19 protein-coding genes are annotated in these 14,716 nt (G+C 62.9%); 1 reads left to right on the top strand and 18 read right to left on the bottom strand.

The window, feature by feature from the left end; translation table 11 throughout:
• Positions 1–3 precede the first annotated feature (3 nt).
• The 17 genes from nuoK to OXR00_RS06575 all read right to left on the bottom strand — a co-directional run bounded on the left by nuoK (position 4) and on the right by OXR00_RS06575 (position 13,432).
• Positions 4–309 (bottom strand): NADH-quinone oxidoreductase subunit NuoK, encoded by a 306-nt coding sequence (nuoK, locus tag OXR00_RS06495; RefSeq protein WP_130156446.1) that lies wholly within the window; start codon positions 307–309, stop codon positions 4–6.
• Complete coding sequence (locus tag OXR00_RS06500; protein ID WP_267387310.1) at positions 306–917, bottom strand: NADH-quinone oxidoreductase subunit J; 612 nt, start codon at positions 915–917, stop codon at positions 306–308. Before OXR00_RS06500 ends, nuoK begins: the two co-directional genes overlap by 4 nt.
• Before the next feature lie 111 nt (positions 918–1,028).
• Positions 1,029–1,514 carry an NADH-quinone oxidoreductase subunit NuoI gene (gene nuoI / locus OXR00_RS06505; protein WP_242151658.1) on the bottom strand — a complete coding sequence of 162 codons (486 nt, stop codon included), beginning with the start codon at positions 1,512–1,514 and terminating at the stop codon, positions 1,029–1,031.
• Positions 1,511–2,566: an NADH-quinone oxidoreductase subunit NuoH gene (nuoH, locus tag OXR00_RS06510; RefSeq protein ID WP_242151661.1), complete on the bottom strand. Its 1,056-nt coding sequence runs from the start codon at positions 2,564–2,566 to the stop codon at positions 1,511–1,513. The genes nuoI and nuoH overlap by 4 nt, the downstream gene beginning before the upstream one ends.
• The gene (gene nuoG, locus OXR00_RS06515) at positions 2,563–4,563 is read right to left on the bottom strand and encodes an NADH-quinone oxidoreductase subunit NuoG (RefSeq protein WP_267387312.1); all 2,001 of its coding nucleotides are present in this window, start codon (positions 4,561–4,563) and stop codon (positions 2,563–2,565) included. Before nuoG ends, nuoH begins: the two co-directional genes overlap by 4 nt.
• Positions 4,563–5,867 (bottom strand): NADH-quinone oxidoreductase subunit NuoF, encoded by a 1,305-nt coding sequence (gene nuoF, locus OXR00_RS06520; protein ID WP_267387313.1) that lies wholly within the window; start codon positions 5,865–5,867, stop codon positions 4,563–4,565. The genes nuoG and nuoF overlap by 1 nt, the downstream gene beginning before the upstream one ends.
• Positions 5,867–6,535, bottom strand: coding sequence for an NAD(P)H-dependent oxidoreductase subunit E (locus OXR00_RS06525; RefSeq protein ID WP_267387315.1), 669 nt, complete (start codon positions 6,533–6,535; stop codon positions 5,867–5,869). Before OXR00_RS06525 ends, nuoF begins: the two co-directional genes overlap by 1 nt.
• Positions 6,535–6,873, bottom strand: a complete 339-nt coding sequence (locus OXR00_RS06530) for a nuclear transport factor 2 family protein (RefSeq protein ID WP_267387316.1) — start codon at positions 6,871–6,873, stop codon at positions 6,535–6,537. Before OXR00_RS06530 ends, OXR00_RS06525 begins: the two co-directional genes overlap by 1 nt.
• Positions 6,866–7,048: a hypothetical protein gene (locus OXR00_RS06535; protein WP_267387317.1), complete on the bottom strand. Its 183-nt coding sequence runs from the start codon at positions 7,046–7,048 to the stop codon at positions 6,866–6,868. The genes OXR00_RS06530 and OXR00_RS06535 overlap by 8 nt, the downstream gene beginning before the upstream one ends.
• Positions 7,045–8,280, bottom strand: a complete 1,236-nt coding sequence (locus OXR00_RS06540; protein ID WP_267387319.1) for an NADH-quinone oxidoreductase subunit D — start codon at positions 8,278–8,280, stop codon at positions 7,045–7,047. Before OXR00_RS06540 ends, OXR00_RS06535 begins: the two co-directional genes overlap by 4 nt.
• Entirely contained in the window at positions 8,277–9,104 is an 828-nt protein-coding gene (locus OXR00_RS06545; RefSeq protein ID WP_267387320.1) for an NADH-quinone oxidoreductase subunit C, read from the bottom strand. The genes OXR00_RS06540 and OXR00_RS06545 overlap by 4 nt, the downstream gene beginning before the upstream one ends.
• Complete coding sequence (locus tag OXR00_RS06550) at positions 9,101–9,646, bottom strand: NADH-quinone oxidoreductase subunit B (protein ID WP_242151682.1); 546 nt, start codon at positions 9,644–9,646, stop codon at positions 9,101–9,103. The genes OXR00_RS06545 and OXR00_RS06550 overlap by 4 nt, the downstream gene beginning before the upstream one ends.
• Entirely contained in the window at positions 9,637–10,011 is a 375-nt protein-coding gene (gene ndhC, locus OXR00_RS06555; protein ID WP_242151685.1) for an NADH-quinone oxidoreductase subunit A, read from the bottom strand. Before ndhC ends, OXR00_RS06550 begins: the two co-directional genes overlap by 10 nt.
• A 197-nt stretch (positions 10,012–10,208) precedes the next feature.
• Complete coding sequence (locus OXR00_RS06560) at positions 10,209–11,021, bottom strand: inositol monophosphatase family protein (protein ID WP_242151689.1); 813 nt, start codon at positions 11,019–11,021, stop codon at positions 10,209–10,211.
• Positions 11,022–11,182: 161 nt separating this feature from the next.
• Positions 11,183–11,746, bottom strand: coding sequence for an elongation factor P (gene efp / locus OXR00_RS06565; protein ID WP_093220932.1), 564 nt, complete (start codon positions 11,744–11,746; stop codon positions 11,183–11,185).
• Between the two features lie 35 nt (positions 11,747–11,781).
• Positions 11,782–12,420, bottom strand: coding sequence for a M23 family metallopeptidase (locus OXR00_RS06570; protein ID WP_267387324.1), 639 nt, complete (start codon positions 12,418–12,420; stop codon positions 11,782–11,784).
• 1 nt (position 12,421) lies between these two features.
• The gene (locus OXR00_RS06575) at positions 12,422–13,432 is read right to left on the bottom strand and encodes a L,D-transpeptidase family protein (RefSeq protein ID WP_267387326.1); all 1,011 of its coding nucleotides are present in this window, start codon (positions 13,430–13,432) and stop codon (positions 12,422–12,424) included.
• A gap of 306 nt (positions 13,433–13,738) precedes the next feature.
• Here OXR00_RS06575 and OXR00_RS06580 point away from each other — a divergent pair, with 306 nt between their 5' ends.
• Positions 13,739–14,002, top strand: coding sequence for a hypothetical protein (locus OXR00_RS06580; protein WP_267387328.1), 264 nt, complete (start codon positions 13,739–13,741; stop codon positions 14,000–14,002).
• Positions 14,003–14,033: 31 nt separating this feature from the next.
• Here the strand turns inward: OXR00_RS06580 and thiE are convergent, their stop codons facing one another.
• Complete coding sequence (gene thiE / locus OXR00_RS06585) at positions 14,034–14,714, bottom strand: thiamine phosphate synthase (RefSeq protein ID WP_267387330.1); 681 nt, start codon at positions 14,712–14,714, stop codon at positions 14,034–14,036.
• Between the last annotated feature and the right edge of the window lie 2 nt (positions 14,715–14,716).

Here is a 14,716-nt window from a genome sequence, read left to right on the forward strand (position 1 = left end):
GTGTTACCCCTTCATCCGGTTGACGTCGTCGACCGCGATCGTACCCCGGCCACGGAAATAGATGACGAGGATCGCCAGACCGATCGCCGCCTCGCCCGCCGCCACCGTCAACACGAACATCGCGAAGATCTGACCGACCAGATCATGCAGGAACGCGGAGAAGGCGACGAGATTGAGGTTCACGGCAAGCAGGATCAGCTCGATTGCCATCAGCATGACGATCAGGTTCTTGCGGTTGGCGATCAGGCCAAGCACGCCGAGCGCGAACAGGATCGCCGCGACGACGAGATAATGCGTAAGGCCGATCACAGTTCGATCCCCTGTCCTACGGTCGGCCGCGTGTTGCGCGTCGCATCCTGTGGACGGCGTGCGTTCTGGCGGCTGATGTTCTGCGGGCGGACACCACTGCGCTCACGGTGCGTCAAGACGATCGCGCCGATCATCGCGACGAGCAGCACCAGACCGGCACCCTCGAACACGAACAGATACCGTGAATACAGCAGCAACCCGAGCGCCTCGATGTTCGGCACGGCCGCGGAGGTTGGTGCAGCGCGACGCGCAAGTTCGATCGTCCCAGCGCTCCAGGCGCCGAACGCGATCATGATCTCGGCCGCGAGCGCAACGGCAAAGGCCAGTCCGATCAGCGCATAACGAACGAAACCGGCCCGCACTTCGGCGAAGTCGATGTTGAGCATCATCACGACGAAGAGGAACAGCACAGCGACCGCACCCACGTACACAATGACAAGCAGCATCGCGATGAACTCAGCGCCGACAAGCACCATCAGCCCAGCGGCATTGAAAAAGGCGAGGATCAGCCACAACACAGCGTGTACCGGGTTGCGCGCAGTGATCGTCAGCACGGCTGACGCGATCACGATGATCGCGAAAAGATAGAAGGCGAAGGCCTGGATCACGATGTTACTTCGAACCCCCGTTCGCCTGGGTTTGGGTGATGGCCGTTGCAGCGCCTGTTGGCGTCTGCGCGTGCGGGCGCACGAGCGGCGTTGAATCGATGAGGCTGCGCATTAACGATACGGCGCGTCGGCGGCAAGGTTCGCCGCGACCGCGCTTTCCCAACGGTCACCGTTTTCCAGCAATTTCGCCTTATCGTAGATCAGCTCCTCGCGGGTTTCCGTAGCGAACTCGAGGTTCGGCCCTTCGACGATCGCGTCGACCGGACACGCCTCCTGACAGAAACCGCAATAGATGCACTTGGTCATGTCGATATCGTAGCGAGTCGTGCGACGGCTGCCGTCGTCGCGTGGTTCGGCCTCGATCGTGATCGCCTGGGCGGGACACACCGCTTCGCAGAGCTTGCACGCGATACACCGCTCCTCACCATTCGGATAACGCCGCAACACATGCTCGCCGCGAAAGCGGGGCGACAACGGGTTCTTCTCGAACGGATAGTTGATTGTCGCCTTGGCCTTGAAGAAATACTTCAAGGTCAGCGCATGCGCCTTCACGAACTCCCACAAGGTGTAGGACTTGATAAGCTGGCCGATGGTCATGCCGGTACTCCAACCCGCACGAGCATGAGGTAGCCCGACACGAGGAAAACGAAGATCAGCGACAGCGGCAGGAAAATCTTCCAGCCCAGCCGCATCAACTGGTCATAACGGTAACGCGGCACCGTCGCCTTGACCCAGCTGAACAGGAAGAAGAACCCGGCCATCTTGAGCAGCAGCCAGATGATGCCCGGCACCATGTAGAGGAAGCCGATGTTCAGCGGCGGCAGATACCCACCCCAGAACAACGTCGCGTTGAGCGCACACATCAGAATGACGTTGGCGTACTCGCCCAGCCAGAACAGTGCGAAGCTCATCGAGGAATATTCGGTCTGGTAGCCGGCGACGAGTTCGCTCTCCGCCTCGGTCAGATCGAACGGCGCACGCTGCGTCTCGGCAAGCGACGAGATGAAGAACACCACCGCCATCGGGAACAGCAGCGGGTTGATCCAGTTGCCGTTCACCCAGCCGAACAGATAGCCTTTTTGCGCCTCGACGATCGTGCCGAGGTTGAAGCTGCCCGCCCACAACACGACGGAGATCAGCACGAAACCGATCGCGACTTCGTAGCTCACCATCTGCGCCGCCGCGCGAATCGCCGAGTAGAACGGATATTTCGAGTTGGACGACCAGCCCGCGAGGATGATGCCGTACACCCCGAGCGAAGACGCCGCGAGGACATAGAGCAACGCCACGTTGATGTTGGCGACCGACGCATTCTCGGCGAACGGTACCACCGCCCACACGATGAGCGCGACGGTGAAGGTGATGATCGGCGCGAGCAGGAACAGCGTCTTGTTCGCGGCGATCGGGATGATCGTCTCTTGCAGGAAGACCTTGAGACCGTCTGCGAACGACTGGAGGAGACCAAATGGGCCGACCACGTTCGGGCCACGGCGCAGCGCCATTGACGCCCAGATCTTGCGGTCGACGTAGATGATCATCGCGACCGCAAGCATCAGCGGCAGCGCGATGATGAGGATGTCGATCAACGTGGCGACGAACCACGAGATGCCGAAGCCCCAGCCGAAGCGATAGGTGAAAAACGAGGTCATTCCGCCGCCTCCGCGAAGTCCTGGCCATGCAGGATTTCCGACGAACAGCGCTGCATTGTCGGACTGGCCCGGCAGATCGCGTTGGTCAAGTAGAAGTCCTTGATCGGATAAGCGACTTCGCCCTGCCCTGCCGCGTCGAGCGACGGCGGGTTCCAGGCGAAGGCCTTGAGGCCAAGCGTCGCGAGTTCGGGCGTATCCACGGCCATCGCCGCGCGCAGTTCGTCAAGCGTGTCGAACGGCAGCGTGTACCCAAGCACGGCCGACAGCGCGCGCAGGATCGTCCAATCCTCGCGGGCATCTCCCGGCGGGAACACCGCTCGGTCGCCACGTTGCACGCGCCCTTCAAGGTTCACATAGGTGCCCGACTTTTCGGCATAGCTCGCGCCCGGCAGCACCACGTCGGCCGCCGCAGCCCCCTTATCGCCATGGTGGCCAATATACACTTTGAACGTGCCGCCAAATGCGGAGAAATCAACCTCGTCCGCACCAAGGAAGAACGCCAGCTTCGGTGCGGCCGCCGCGATATCGGCGATGCCACCCTTCTGCGCGTAGCCGAGCATCAGCCCGCCGTTGCGCGCCGCCGCCGCGTGCAGCACGTTGTAGCCGTTCCAGCCTTCTCGCACCAGATCGAGCGTCTTGGCGAGCGCCAGCGTCGCGCCATGGCCGCCCTTCAGCGCCGCACCACCAACGATCACCATCGGTCGCGCCGCGCCCTCAAACGCCGACAGCACGGCGTCCGGCAGCTTGCCGAGCAGCGAAAGATCGTTGCCGAGCCACTCGACCTTATAGGTCAGGTCGAGTTCCGGCCCGATCGCGAACACCTTTGCGCCGCGCTTGATCGCCTTGCGGATGCGCGTGTTCACCAGCGGCGCTTCCCAGCGCAGATTGGTGCCGACCAGCAGGATCGCATCAGCCATTTCTGCGCCGGCGATCGTGGTGTTGAACGTTACAGCCGCGAGGCTGGACGTATCATAGTCCATGCCGGTCTGACGACCTTCGAGCAGGCTCGACCCCATGGCCGTCACCAGCGCCTTGGCGGCGTACATCGTCTCGCAGTCGACGAGATCGCCGTGAATTGCCGCGACGCTCGACCCGGCATCAACCGCCTTGATCGCGGCGAATGCCTCATCCCAGTCTACCGCGACCAGCTTACCGTTCTTACGTACGTACGGCCGATCGAGCCGGCGCCGCACCAGACCGTCGACGACATAGCGCGTCTTGTCCGACGCCCACTCCTCGTTGACGTCCTCATTGATGACAGGAAGCGACCGCAGCACCTGGCGGCCGCGCGAATCGAGCCGGATGTTGGTGCCGACCGCGTCGGTCACGTCGATCGACAGCGTCTTGCGCAACTCCCACGGGCGCGCTTCGAAGGCATACGGCTTGGAGGTGAGCGCCCCAACCGGGCAGAGATCAATAACGTTGCCCGACAGTTCGCTCGACACGGCGTGTTCAAGATACGAGGTGATCTGCATGTTCTCGCCGCGGTACAGCGCGCCGATCTCTTCCACGCCGGCGACTTCCTCGGCGAAACGGATGCAGCGCGTGCACTGGATGCACCGCGTCATCACCGTCTTGACGATCGGCCCCATGTACTTTTCGGTAACCGCGCGCTTGTTTTCATCGTAGCGCGAGTGACCACGCCCATAAGCGAGGCTCTGGTCCTGCAAGTCGCACTCGCCACCCTGATCGCAGATCGGGCAATCGAGCGGATGGTTGATGAGCAGGAACTCCATCACGCCTTCGCGCGCGTTCTTCACCATGGGGGAATTGGTGAAAATTTCCTGCTTATCCGCAGCCGGCAACGCGCACGACGCCTGCGGCTTGGGCGGGCCGGGCTTTACCTCGACTAGGCACATCCGGCAGTTGCCGGCGATGCTGAGGCGCTCATGGTAACAGAAACGCGGGATTTCCTTGCCCGCGATTTCGCACGCCTGAAGCACGGTCGCGCCCTGCGGCACCTCGACTTCGACGCCATCGACTTTGACTATCGGCATTATTCGGCAGCTTCCATCATCGGAGCCTCGCCGCCGCCGTTCTTGGCGGCGATGCGGCGCTCCATCTCGGGGCGGAAATGCTTGATGAGACCCTGGATCGGCCACGCGGCGGCATCACCGAGCGCGCAGATCGTGTGCCCCTCGACCTGCTTGGTTACCTGATACAGCGTGTCGATCTCGGAGATATCGGCATCGCCGGTACGCATCCGCTCCATCACGCGCCACATCCAACCGGTGCCTTCGCGACACGGCGTGCACTGGCCGCAGCTCTCATGCTTGTAGAAATACGACAGTCGGCTGATCGCGCGGACGATGTCGGTCGACTTGTCCATGACGATGATAGCAGCAGTGCCGAGGCCCGAACCGACCTTCTTCAGCCCGTCAAAATCCATCGGGCAATCCATGATCTCGGCGGCCGGCACAAGCGGGACCGACGAACCGCCCGGGATCACCGCGAGGAGGTTATCCCAACCGCCGCGGATGCCGCCGCAATGTTCGTCGATGAGCTGGCGGAACGGGATGCTCATCGCCTCCTCGACCACGCAGGGCTTGTTCACATGGCCGCTGATCTGGAAGAGCTTGGTGCCCTTGTTACCTTCGGCGCCGAAGCTGGAGAACCACGCCGCGCCACGCCGCAGGATCGTCGGCGCAACCGCGATGGACTCGACGTTGTTGACCGTCGTCGGGCAGCCATACAGCCCCGCACCCGCCGGGAACGGTGGCTTGAGCCGCGGCTGCCCCTTCTTGCCCTCAAGGCTCTCGAGCATCGCGGTCTCTTCGCCGCAGATGTACGCGCCAGCGCCGCGGTGCACGAACACGTCAAAATCGTAGCCCGAGCCGCTCGCGTTCTTGCCGATCAGGCCCTTATCATAGGCCTCCGCAACGGCGGCGAACAGCACTTCGGCCTCGCGGATATACTCGCCGCGAATGTAGATATATGCGGCCCGCGCGCGCATCGCATAACCCGCGACCAGCGCGCCCTCGATCAGCTTGTGCGGATCGTGGCGGATGATCTCGCGGTCCTTGCAGCTACCCGGCTCGGACTCGTCGGCATTGATGACGAGGAAGTTCGGCCGACCGTCCTTCGACTCCTTGGGCATGAAGCTCCACTTCATGCCGGTCGGGAAGCCAGCGCCGCCGCGCCCGCGCAGGCCCGACGCCTTGATGATGTCGATGATGGCATCCTGCCCCAGCGCCATCAGGTCCTTGGTATTGTCCCAATCGCCGCGCATGATCGCGGCGTCTAGGTTCCACGGCTGAAAACCGTAGACGTTGGTGAAGATCCGGTCCTTGTCGGCGAGCATCAGGCCCACTCCCCGCGATAATCATGGTTTTCATTGACCATCGCGACAAGACTGGTCGGACCGCCTGCCGGGCAGGAATCGCGACGGCCGGTCTGCGAACCCGGCGTCAGCGGCCTGCCCTCGACGAGCGCCTCCAGGATCGCGGTGGTCTTGTCGTAATCCAGGTCTTCGAAATTGTCGTCGTTGATCTGCACCATCGGCGCGTTCGCGCATGCCCCAAGGCATTCGACCTCGGTCAGCGTGAACAGACCGTCGGGCGTGGTATGACCCTTGGACAAGCCCTTGTTCTTGCACGCAGCCAGCACGTCGTCCGACCCGCCAAGCAGGCACGGCGTCGTGCCGCAAACCTGCACGTGATACTTGCCGACCGGAGCAAGATTGAACATCGTATAGAAGGTCGCGACCTCATACACGCGCATGTACGGCACGCCGATCTGGCGCGCGACATACTCAATCACCGGCACCGGCAACCAGCCTTGCGTGTTCGTGTCCGCACCGACCTGACGCTGTGCGAGATCCAGAAACGGGATCGACGCAGATTGCTCGCGCCCTTTCGGATACCGGCCCAGAATCTCATCGGCCTTCGCCTGATTCTCTGGCGTCCACGCAAACGCACCCCAGCGTGCGCGGGTCTCAACTTCGTCGGGAATCTTCGGGGCGTCGGCCATTAGCGGATGAACTCCACGCGGTCGACCTTGTCGCCCACGAACGAATAGATGGACATGACTTCAAACGTCTCACCGCCGGGTGCGCGTGACACGTCCTCATGCAGCACGACGGTCTCGCCGAGCACGAACGACTGGCGGATCTCCGCACGGTTCTCAGGGTACTGCGCGAACATCGCCTTCAAGCCCGAACGCACGCCTTCCCTGCCCTCGCGCACCACCGCGCCGCGATAGGTCGCCTCGCACGCGCCGTCGGTCATATGCGCGACATAGCCCTCCGCATCCTGCGCATTGTACAGCGCGATCATGCGGTGCGTGGTTTCGAGCCGCGCCTCAGTCATGGCGCGCCCGCAGCATCGCACCACGGCGCACGACATAGGCCGTCCAGGCGGTCGCGCCCAGCGCAACCAGGATCATCCCTGCGCCGGCGGTCACCTGCGCCAGCGCAAATGCCAGCGCCGCAATCAGCCCCGCCACCGCGACGAACGCCCAGGTCGAAAGCACCGCGCCGCTCACCGGTCGCACTCACCGAACACAATATCCATCGCGCCGAGGATGGCGGTGGTGTCGGCAAGCATGTGGCCCTTCGACATGAAGTCCGCCGCTTGAAGATGCGAGAACGCGGTCGGGCGGATCTTGCAGCGATACGGCTTGTTGGTGCCGTCTGCGACCAAATACACGCCGAATTCACCCTTAGGGCTCTCGGTCGCCACGTACACGTCGCCTGCCGGCACGTGGAAGCCCTCGGTGTACAGCTTGAAGTGATGGATCAGCGCTTCCATCGACCGCTTCATCTCACCACGCTTGGGCGGCACGACCTTACGATCGAAGCTCGCGATCGGGCCATCCGGCATCTCGTTGAGACACTGCCGCATGATCCGCGCCGACTGGCGAACCTCCTCGACGCGCACCATGAACCGGTCATAGCAGTCGCCGCGCGTGCCGACCGGCACGTCGAAGTCCATTTTGGCGTACGCGTCATACGGCTGCGACTTGCGCAGATCCCATGCCAACCCCGACCCACGGATCATCGGGCCGGAGAAACCCCACTTGATCGCGTCCTCACGGCTGACCGTGGCGATGTCGACGTTACGCTGCTTGAAGATGCGGTTGTCCGCGACCAGGCTGATCGCGTCCTCAAACAGACGCGGCAGACGAGTGTCGAGCCACTCACCGATATCGGCGAGCAATTTCAGCGGGACGTCCTGATGCACACCACCGGGTCGGAAGTAGGCCGCATGCATACGCGCCCCCGATGCCCGCTCGAAGAAGCCCATGCAGTCTTCGCGGATCTCGAACAACCACAGGTTCGGCGTCATCGCGCCGACGTCCATGATATGCGAACCGAGGTTGAGCATATGGTTCGAGATACGGGTCAATTCGGCGAAGAACGTCCGCAGATACTGCGCGCGGATCGGCACTTCCAGATCGAGCAGCTTCTCGACCGCGAGCACGTAAGTGTGCTCCATGCACATCGGCGAGCAGTAATCGAGCCGGTCGAAATACGGCAGCGCCTGCATGTAAGTCTTGTGCTCGATCAGCTTTTCGGTGCCGCGATGGAGCAGACCGACGTGCGGATCGACCCGCTCGATGATCTCGCCGTCGAGCTCCAGCACCAGCCGCAACACGCCGTGCGCAGCCGGATGCTGCGGCCCGAAGTTGATCGTGTAGTTCTGGATGTCGATGTCGCCGACCGTCGGATCGGCGGCGTCCGTCACACCTTCGAGTTCCTGGAGGTAATCACTCATTGGTTCTGCCCCTCGCCCGGCGTGGGAACCACCGCCGGGTTTTGCGGCTTCGGCACCGCGTCTGGCTCGCTCTTGCCGGCACCGGTTTGCGCCGGGCTTTCTGTGGTCTTCGCCTCGGTCGGCGCGACCTTGGCGGATTGCGCGGCATCAGCCTTTTGGATCTCGTCCGCCTTCAGTGGCGTCGGCGCGCCTTTGGCTTCCGGCAAAGCCGCCTTCTCGTCACCCGGCAAGATGTATTCGGCACCCTCCCACGGACTCATAAAGTCGAAATTGCGGAAATCCTGCGCCAGCTGAACCGGCTCATACACGACGCGCTTGGCCTCTTCCGAATAGCGCATCTCGACATAGCCGGTCAGCGGGAAGTCCTTACGCTGCGGGTGGCCGCGAAAACCATAGTCGGTCAGGATACGGCGTAGATCGGAATTGCCCGAGAACAGCACGCCGTACATGTCGTACACCTCGCGCTCGAGCCAACCCGCGACCGGCCAGATCCCCGTGACCGACGGCACCGGCTGCGCATCGTCGCTGCGGACATGAACGCGGATGCGGTGATTGCGCGTCAGCGACAGCAGGCAATACACCACCTCGAAGCGTTCGACACCGCGATCCGGATAATCGACACCCGCGATTTCCATCAGCTGCTGGTATTCGAGACCCGGCGTGTCGCGCAGCGCGATCATCGTCTCCACCAAACTGTCACGTGCAACATGCAGCGACACCTCACCGACTAGATCGGTCGCGAGATCGAGCTTGCCGCCGAGCACGGCCGTAGCCGCGTCGATCACGCCATCGTTGGCGCTATAAGCGGGTGCGGGCGCCCTCACCGTTCCACCGTTCCCGAGCGGCGAATCTTCCGCTGCAACTGCATGATCCCGTACAGCAACGCCTCGGCCGTCGGCGGACAGCCAGGCACGTAGATATCGACCGGCACGACCCGATCACAGCCGCGCACGACCGAATAGCTATAGTGATAATAGCCACCGCCATTGGCACACGAACCCATCGAGATCACGTATTTGGGTTCACTCATCTGGTCGTAAACACGACGCAGCGCCGGAGCCATCTTGTTGCACAACGTGCCCGCCACAATCATCACGTCCGACTGGCGCGGCGAGGCGCGCGGCGCCGCGCCGAAGCGCTCGAGATCGTAGCGCGGCATGTTGACGTGGATCATCTCGACCGCGCAGCAGGCAAGACCAAACGTCATCCACCACAGCGAACCGGTGCGCGCCCACTGGAACAGCTCTTCAGTCGAGGTGACAAGAAAGCCCTTGTCGGTCAGCTCGCCATTCAGCCCGTCGAAGAACGTCTGATCGGGCTGCACGACCGGATTCGGTCCAGCGTCGCGGGTGAGTTCTACTCCCATTCGAGAGCTCCCTTCTTCCAGGCATAGACGAGGCCGAGCGCGAGTTCGCCGATGAACAACATCATCGCGAACCATGCCGTCCAGCCCAGCGTGAAAACGCTGACCGCCCAGGGGTAAATGAATGCCGCCTCCAGATCGAAGACGATGAACAGGATCGCAACCAGGTAGAAGCGCACGTCGAACTGACTGCGCGGGTCCTCGAAGGCGGGGAAGCCGCACTCATATTCGCTGAGCTTTTCCGGGCTCGGCTTGTGCGTTCCCGTCAGCCGCCCGACGATGATGGGCAACACGACGAAGGCAGTGGAAAGCGCCAGCGCCACGCCGAGGAACAACAGGATCGGCAGATATTGCAGCGGATCGAACAATGGGTTTCTCGCAAGTGCGAAGTGGGATGCCTTGGGCTTTAGGCCGATGGTCCGCATCGGGCAAGGGTCGAGCGCTTGAGAATGAATCGCAACTTAACGGAAATCAGCCACTTTTTCCCACAAATAGAAGGGCCGCACCGGGCGCAAAGCCTGATGCGGACATGTCCCCCGGAAGCGGCGATGCCGGCCGATACCGATCAGCGCAGCGCGCCGGCAATCAGCTTGTGGAGGCGGGATTGCAGCGCGTCGTTGGCGGCGAGGAACTCGTTACGTTCCATCATCTTGTCGCCACCACGGAAGTCGGTGACGAAGCCGCCCGCTTCCTTGACCAGCAACAGCCCTGCCGCCACATCCCACGGCTTCAGGCTCGATTCCCAGAAACCGTCGAACCGGCCTGCCGCCACCCAGGCAAGGTCGAGTGCGGCGGAGCCGAGCCGGCGGATGCCGGCCACTTCAGGCGCGACCGCACCGAAGATACGGCTCCACTGCACGAAGTCGCCATGACCGAGGAAGGGAATGCCGGTCGCGATCACCGAGTCGGCGAGATCACGCCGCGCCGAGACCCGCAGCCGCTGCTCCTGCACCCAGGCGCCGCGCCCCTTCTCCGCCCAGAAACTCTCGTCGGTGAGCGGCTGATAGACGATCCCCGATGTCACCTCGCGCTTACCGTTCGCGAGCGGCTCCTCGACGGCGATGGAGATCGAGAAATGCGGGATCCCGTGCAGGAAGTTGGTCGTACCATCGAGCGGATCGACGATGAAGCGCGGCTTGGACGGGTCGCCCGCGATCTCGCCGCGCTCCTCCATCAGGAAGCCCCAGTCCGGCCGCGCCTTGCTCAGCTCCTCGTAGATCGTCTGTTCGGCACGCTGATCCGCCATCGAGACGAAGTCGGCCGGACCCTTGCGGCTGACCTGAAGATGCTGGACCTCGTTGAAGTCCCGACGGAGCCGCGGCGCGGCTTTCCGCGCGGCGCGGTCCATGACGGTAAGGAGTCCGGAATGGGATGGCATGGTGGTTCCTTTAACAACGCAACGCGAGCAAAGAGTATCAGGTCGATCATGCCCTCGGCATGATCTGCGAGATGCGGGGCATCTCGCACCTGCTACTCGTCGTCGGCCGAACTGCGTTCGCCGGCCGAGCGGCAGCCTGGCGAATAGCTACGCTATCCGACTCAATCTGCGCGCTTGACGTAAGTCTGCTCGTACACGTCGACAACGATCCGCGTGCCCGCGCCGATATGTGGCGGCACCATGACGCGTACGCCATTGTCGAGCACGGCCGGCTTATAGCTTGACGAGGCGGTCTGCCCCTTCACCACTGCGTCCGCCTCGACGATGGTCGCTTCGATCTGTGACGGCAGCTCGACCGAGATCGGGCGCTCGTCGTAGAGCTCCATCACCACGTCCATGCCGTCCTGAAGGAAGGCCGCGGCATCGCCGAGGATGCCGGCATCGAGCGTGATCTGCTCGTAATTGTCCTTGTCCATGAACGTCAGCGCATCGCCGTCGCGGAACAGGAACTGGAAATCCTTGGTATCCAGCCGGATCCGCTCCACCGTTTCCGCCGAGCGGAAGCGCACGTTGTTCTTGCGGCCGTCGATGAGGTTCTTCATCTCGACCTGCATGTACGCGCCACCCTTACCGGGCTGGGTGTGCTGAATCTTGACGGCTTTCCAGATGCCGCCTTCATATTCGATGATGTTGCCGGGACGAATGTCCACGCCGCTGATCTTCATGCCATGTACCTGTGGAAAGAGCGAAGGCGCGGTCTTTAGCCTCCACCGCCCGATCCGGCAACCCGCAGGCCGGTCAGATAGGGGAACGCGTTGACATCGGCGCCCTCATACCAGTGCTGATCCGGCGTTGTGCGGGTCAGGCCGAAGTGGAGGTGGTAGTTGCCCGCCCCCGCATCGCCGGTATCGCCGACAAAGCCGAGTGGATCGCCGGTGTGCACCACCTGCCCCTCGTGCAACCCCGGCGCGTAGCCCGACAGATGCGCATAATAAAATGTCCATTTGCGCGCGGGCGAGCGGACGTAGATGGTCATGCCCCCCTTGTCGCTTTGGAACAGCTTCTCGACCGTTCCCGGCGCTGCGGCGGTTACCAGCGTACCGGCAGCGGCGGGGATGTCGGTGCCGTGATGTTCGCGCACACCATTCTCGCGCGGATCACCCCACGTATCCGTGATCGCATCACGGGTCACACCCGCCACCGGAACGGCAAGCAGCCCGGACGCTCCACCCTGACGCGGACGCGGCACCCGCGTTTCCGAGACCACCTCGACCACTTGGGTTGTCGGCTTCCGGGTCGGAGCAGCCCTGTGCGGAGCGTCGGGGAGATTGAGCAACGCCAACCAACCCGCCACCGCCAAGGCCACCAGCAGGATCAGGATCAGCCAGACCGTCCGCATGTTATTCCTGGAAGATCGCCGGCGTCCCCGGCTTGACCATCATCGCCAGCCGCGCGGCGTTCCAGTTGGCAAGGCGGATGCAGCCATGGCTCTCCGCGCGGCCGATCGTCGTCGGTTCGGGCGTACCGTGAATGCCGTAATGCTCCTTGGACAGATCGAGCCACACCACGCCGACCGGGCCGTTAGGGCCGGGCGGCAGCGTCGCCTTCTTCTCGCCCTTCTTGGCGTCCCAGAACAGCTTGGGGTTGTAGTGGAACGGCGGGTTGTAAGCCGGGCCAAGGATTTTCCAGGTGCCGATCGGCAGCGGATCGTGCTTGCTGCCCATCGTCGCCTGAAATTGCGCGATGAGTTTGCCGCTGGCATCGTACGCGCGCAGCACCGAATCCGACTTGTCGACGACGACTTTGGCGGCCTGCGGCTGCTGCGCGTCGACATTGAGGGTGCTCAGCGTCTGCCGCCATTTTTCCGGCAGTTTCGGATCGTAGTTGCGGTTCGTGGCGACCACCGCCGGCACGGTGATCTTCACCCCCGGCGCGAGCCTGGTATCGCCGCTGTTGAGCGCGACGAGGACCGCCGGCGTGGTGTGGAACATCTCACCCATCTTCTCCATCGCATTGCGATAGCCGAGTTGGGGTAGCTTCGCCTGTTCCGCCGGCTGCTTCGGCAATGGGTTGGTGAACGGCCCGCCGAGGATTGCCGGTGTCAACGTGATCGTCTGCGTCGCGGGCATGTTCGCATACTGCTGGAGGGCCGCTTGCGTCGGCTTGTCCAACTTGCCGCTCGCGCCCAATCCGCGCGATTGCTGAAACCCCTTCAACGCTGCGGTGAGCGACATGCCGGGCTTGCCGTCAAGCACGCCGGGCGAAAAACCGAGATGGTCGAGGATCACCTGGACATGCAGAACCGCCTGATCCGGAGCGGACGGAGCTTGTGGCTTAGCCGGAGCCGCGACGAGCGGAGAGGAAGCGCCAAATGCGAGGCAAGCTGCCAGCAAGATCGGTTTGCGTGTCATTGGAGCGTCCTGAATCGTTATCAGCACAACAACGACGAACAGCGCTGTTGTTTCCGCGCCGCAACGATTGCTGCCGCCCGAGCTTCACTGACGAGCCATGCACGCTTGGGGTCATCAGGTCGCATCTGCACGGTTGTCACACTCCCGAATAAACACGTCTGATCCGACGCTATGGGGTCGTTTCGTGCAAACAACGATCGCTATTTACGATATGACAAGATAACGAAGCCCGAGCTGCACCGATCGCAGTGCAAGTGCCGCAATGCGGCGGCGGAACTGGCAGCGAAATGATTGCGTTTTAATTCCATGACAGAAGGCACGGCCAGGTATGAAGTGCTGTTCGCGCTCGATTCTGTTGCCTCCTCCGAACCGCGCGGCACCTTCCGGTGGTCTTGGGTACAGATTCGCACGGACGGGTTGGTGGCCGTGCGCGGAAAGGACTACCCGTCGTTAAGCGCAGCGTTGGACGCGGCCGCGCAATTTCGACGCTCGCACGGTGGCGGCCCGATCCAGGTCAACATTCAAGAGACACATCATCGGGATGCGAACGACGCCATCCACCTGTCTTGACGCAGACTGACCGCGCCTCAGCTCCGTCGGATCACCCCAGCAACGCGGCGAACGCCTTGACCGCAGCATCCTCGTCCCCGCCCCACACCGCGCCGGATACCGCGAGGAAATCCGCCCCGGCCGCCACCAGCGGCGCCGCGTTGGCAGGCGTGATGCCGCCGATCGCAACGCAGGGCACTTCGAACATCGTTGCCCACCAGCTCAGGATGATCGGCTCGGCATGGTGTTTCACAACCTTGGTCGTGGTCGGATAGAAGCTGCCGAACGCGACGTAATCGGCACCCGCCTCGCCAGCCTCCATCGCAAGATGACGACTGTCATGGCAGGTCACACCGATCTGCGCGGTGGGGCCGAGCACACGGCGCGCCTCCTGCGGATCACCGTCCTCCTGCCCCAGATGCACACCATCGGCACCGATGCGCTTTGCAAGCGAAATGCTGTCGTTGACGATAAACGCAACGTCGCGATCCGCGCAGATCCGCAGCAGCGGCTCCGCCAGCCGCGCAGCCTCGTGCTGGTCCACGTCCTTCACCCGGAACTGAAATGCCGCGACCGGGCCTGCATCAAGCGCACGTGCAAGCCGGTCCGCGAATACACCCGCCACGTCCAACGGCGAGATAAGATACAATTGGCAAGGTGGGCGCCGATCATCGCGACGGAACTGCTTTGCGAAATCGGGGTCGAGCGGGCCGAGCGGATCGTCTTCTGTCATAC

The organism is Sphingomonas sp. GC_Shp_3, from assembly GCF_026540945.1.
Lineage (GTDB): Bacteria > Pseudomonadota > Alphaproteobacteria > Sphingomonadales > Sphingomonadaceae > Sphingomonas.

Excerpts from the sequence above, each read along its gene's own strand:
- thiE (WP_267387330.1), bottom strand. The coding sequence starts at position 14,714 with ATGACAGAAGACGATCCGCTCGGCCCGCTCGACCCCGATTTCGCAAAG.
- OXR00_RS06540 (WP_267387319.1), bottom strand. The coding sequence starts at position 8,280 with ATGAGTGATTACCTCCAGGAACTCGAAGGTGTGACGGACGCCGCCGAT.
- nuoG (WP_267387312.1), bottom strand. The coding sequence starts at position 4,563 with ATGCCGATAGTCAAAGTCGATGGCGTCGAAGTCGAGGTGCCGCAGGGC.
- OXR00_RS06525 (WP_267387315.1), bottom strand. The coding sequence starts at position 6,535 with ATGGCCGACGCCCCGAAGATTCCCGACGAAGTTGAGACCCGCGCACGC.
- efp (WP_093220932.1), bottom strand. The coding sequence starts at position 11,746 with ATGAAGATCAGCGGCGTGGACATTCGTCCCGGCAACATCATCGAATAT.
- OXR00_RS06550 (WP_242151682.1), bottom strand. The coding sequence starts at position 9,646 with ATGGGAGTAGAACTCACCCGCGACGCTGGACCGAATCCGGTCGTGCAG.
- OXR00_RS06575 (WP_267387326.1), bottom strand. The coding sequence starts at position 13,432 with ATGACACGCAAACCGATCTTGCTGGCAGCTTGCCTCGCATTTGGCGCT.
- nuoF (WP_267387313.1), bottom strand. The coding sequence starts at position 5,867 with ATGCTCGCCGACAAGGACCGGATCTTCACCAACGTCTACGGTTTTCAG.
- OXR00_RS06580 (WP_267387328.1), top strand. The coding sequence starts at position 13,739 with ATGACAGAAGGCACGGCCAGGTATGAAGTGCTGTTCGCGCTCGATTCT.
- OXR00_RS06570 (WP_267387324.1), bottom strand. The coding sequence starts at position 12,420 with ATGCGGACGGTCTGGCTGATCCTGATCCTGCTGGTGGCCTTGGCGGTG.
- OXR00_RS06530 (WP_267387316.1), bottom strand. The coding sequence starts at position 6,873 with ATGACTGAGGCGCGGCTCGAAACCACGCACCGCATGATCGCGCTGTAC.
- OXR00_RS06560 (WP_242151689.1), bottom strand. The coding sequence starts at position 11,021 with ATGCCATCCCATTCCGGACTCCTTACCGTCATGGACCGCGCCGCGCGG.
- nuoI (WP_242151658.1), bottom strand. The coding sequence starts at position 1,514 with ATGACCATCGGCCAGCTTATCAAGTCCTACACCTTGTGGGAGTTCGTG.
- nuoH (WP_242151661.1), bottom strand. The coding sequence starts at position 2,566 with ATGACCTCGTTTTTCACCTATCGCTTCGGCTGGGGCTTCGGCATCTCG.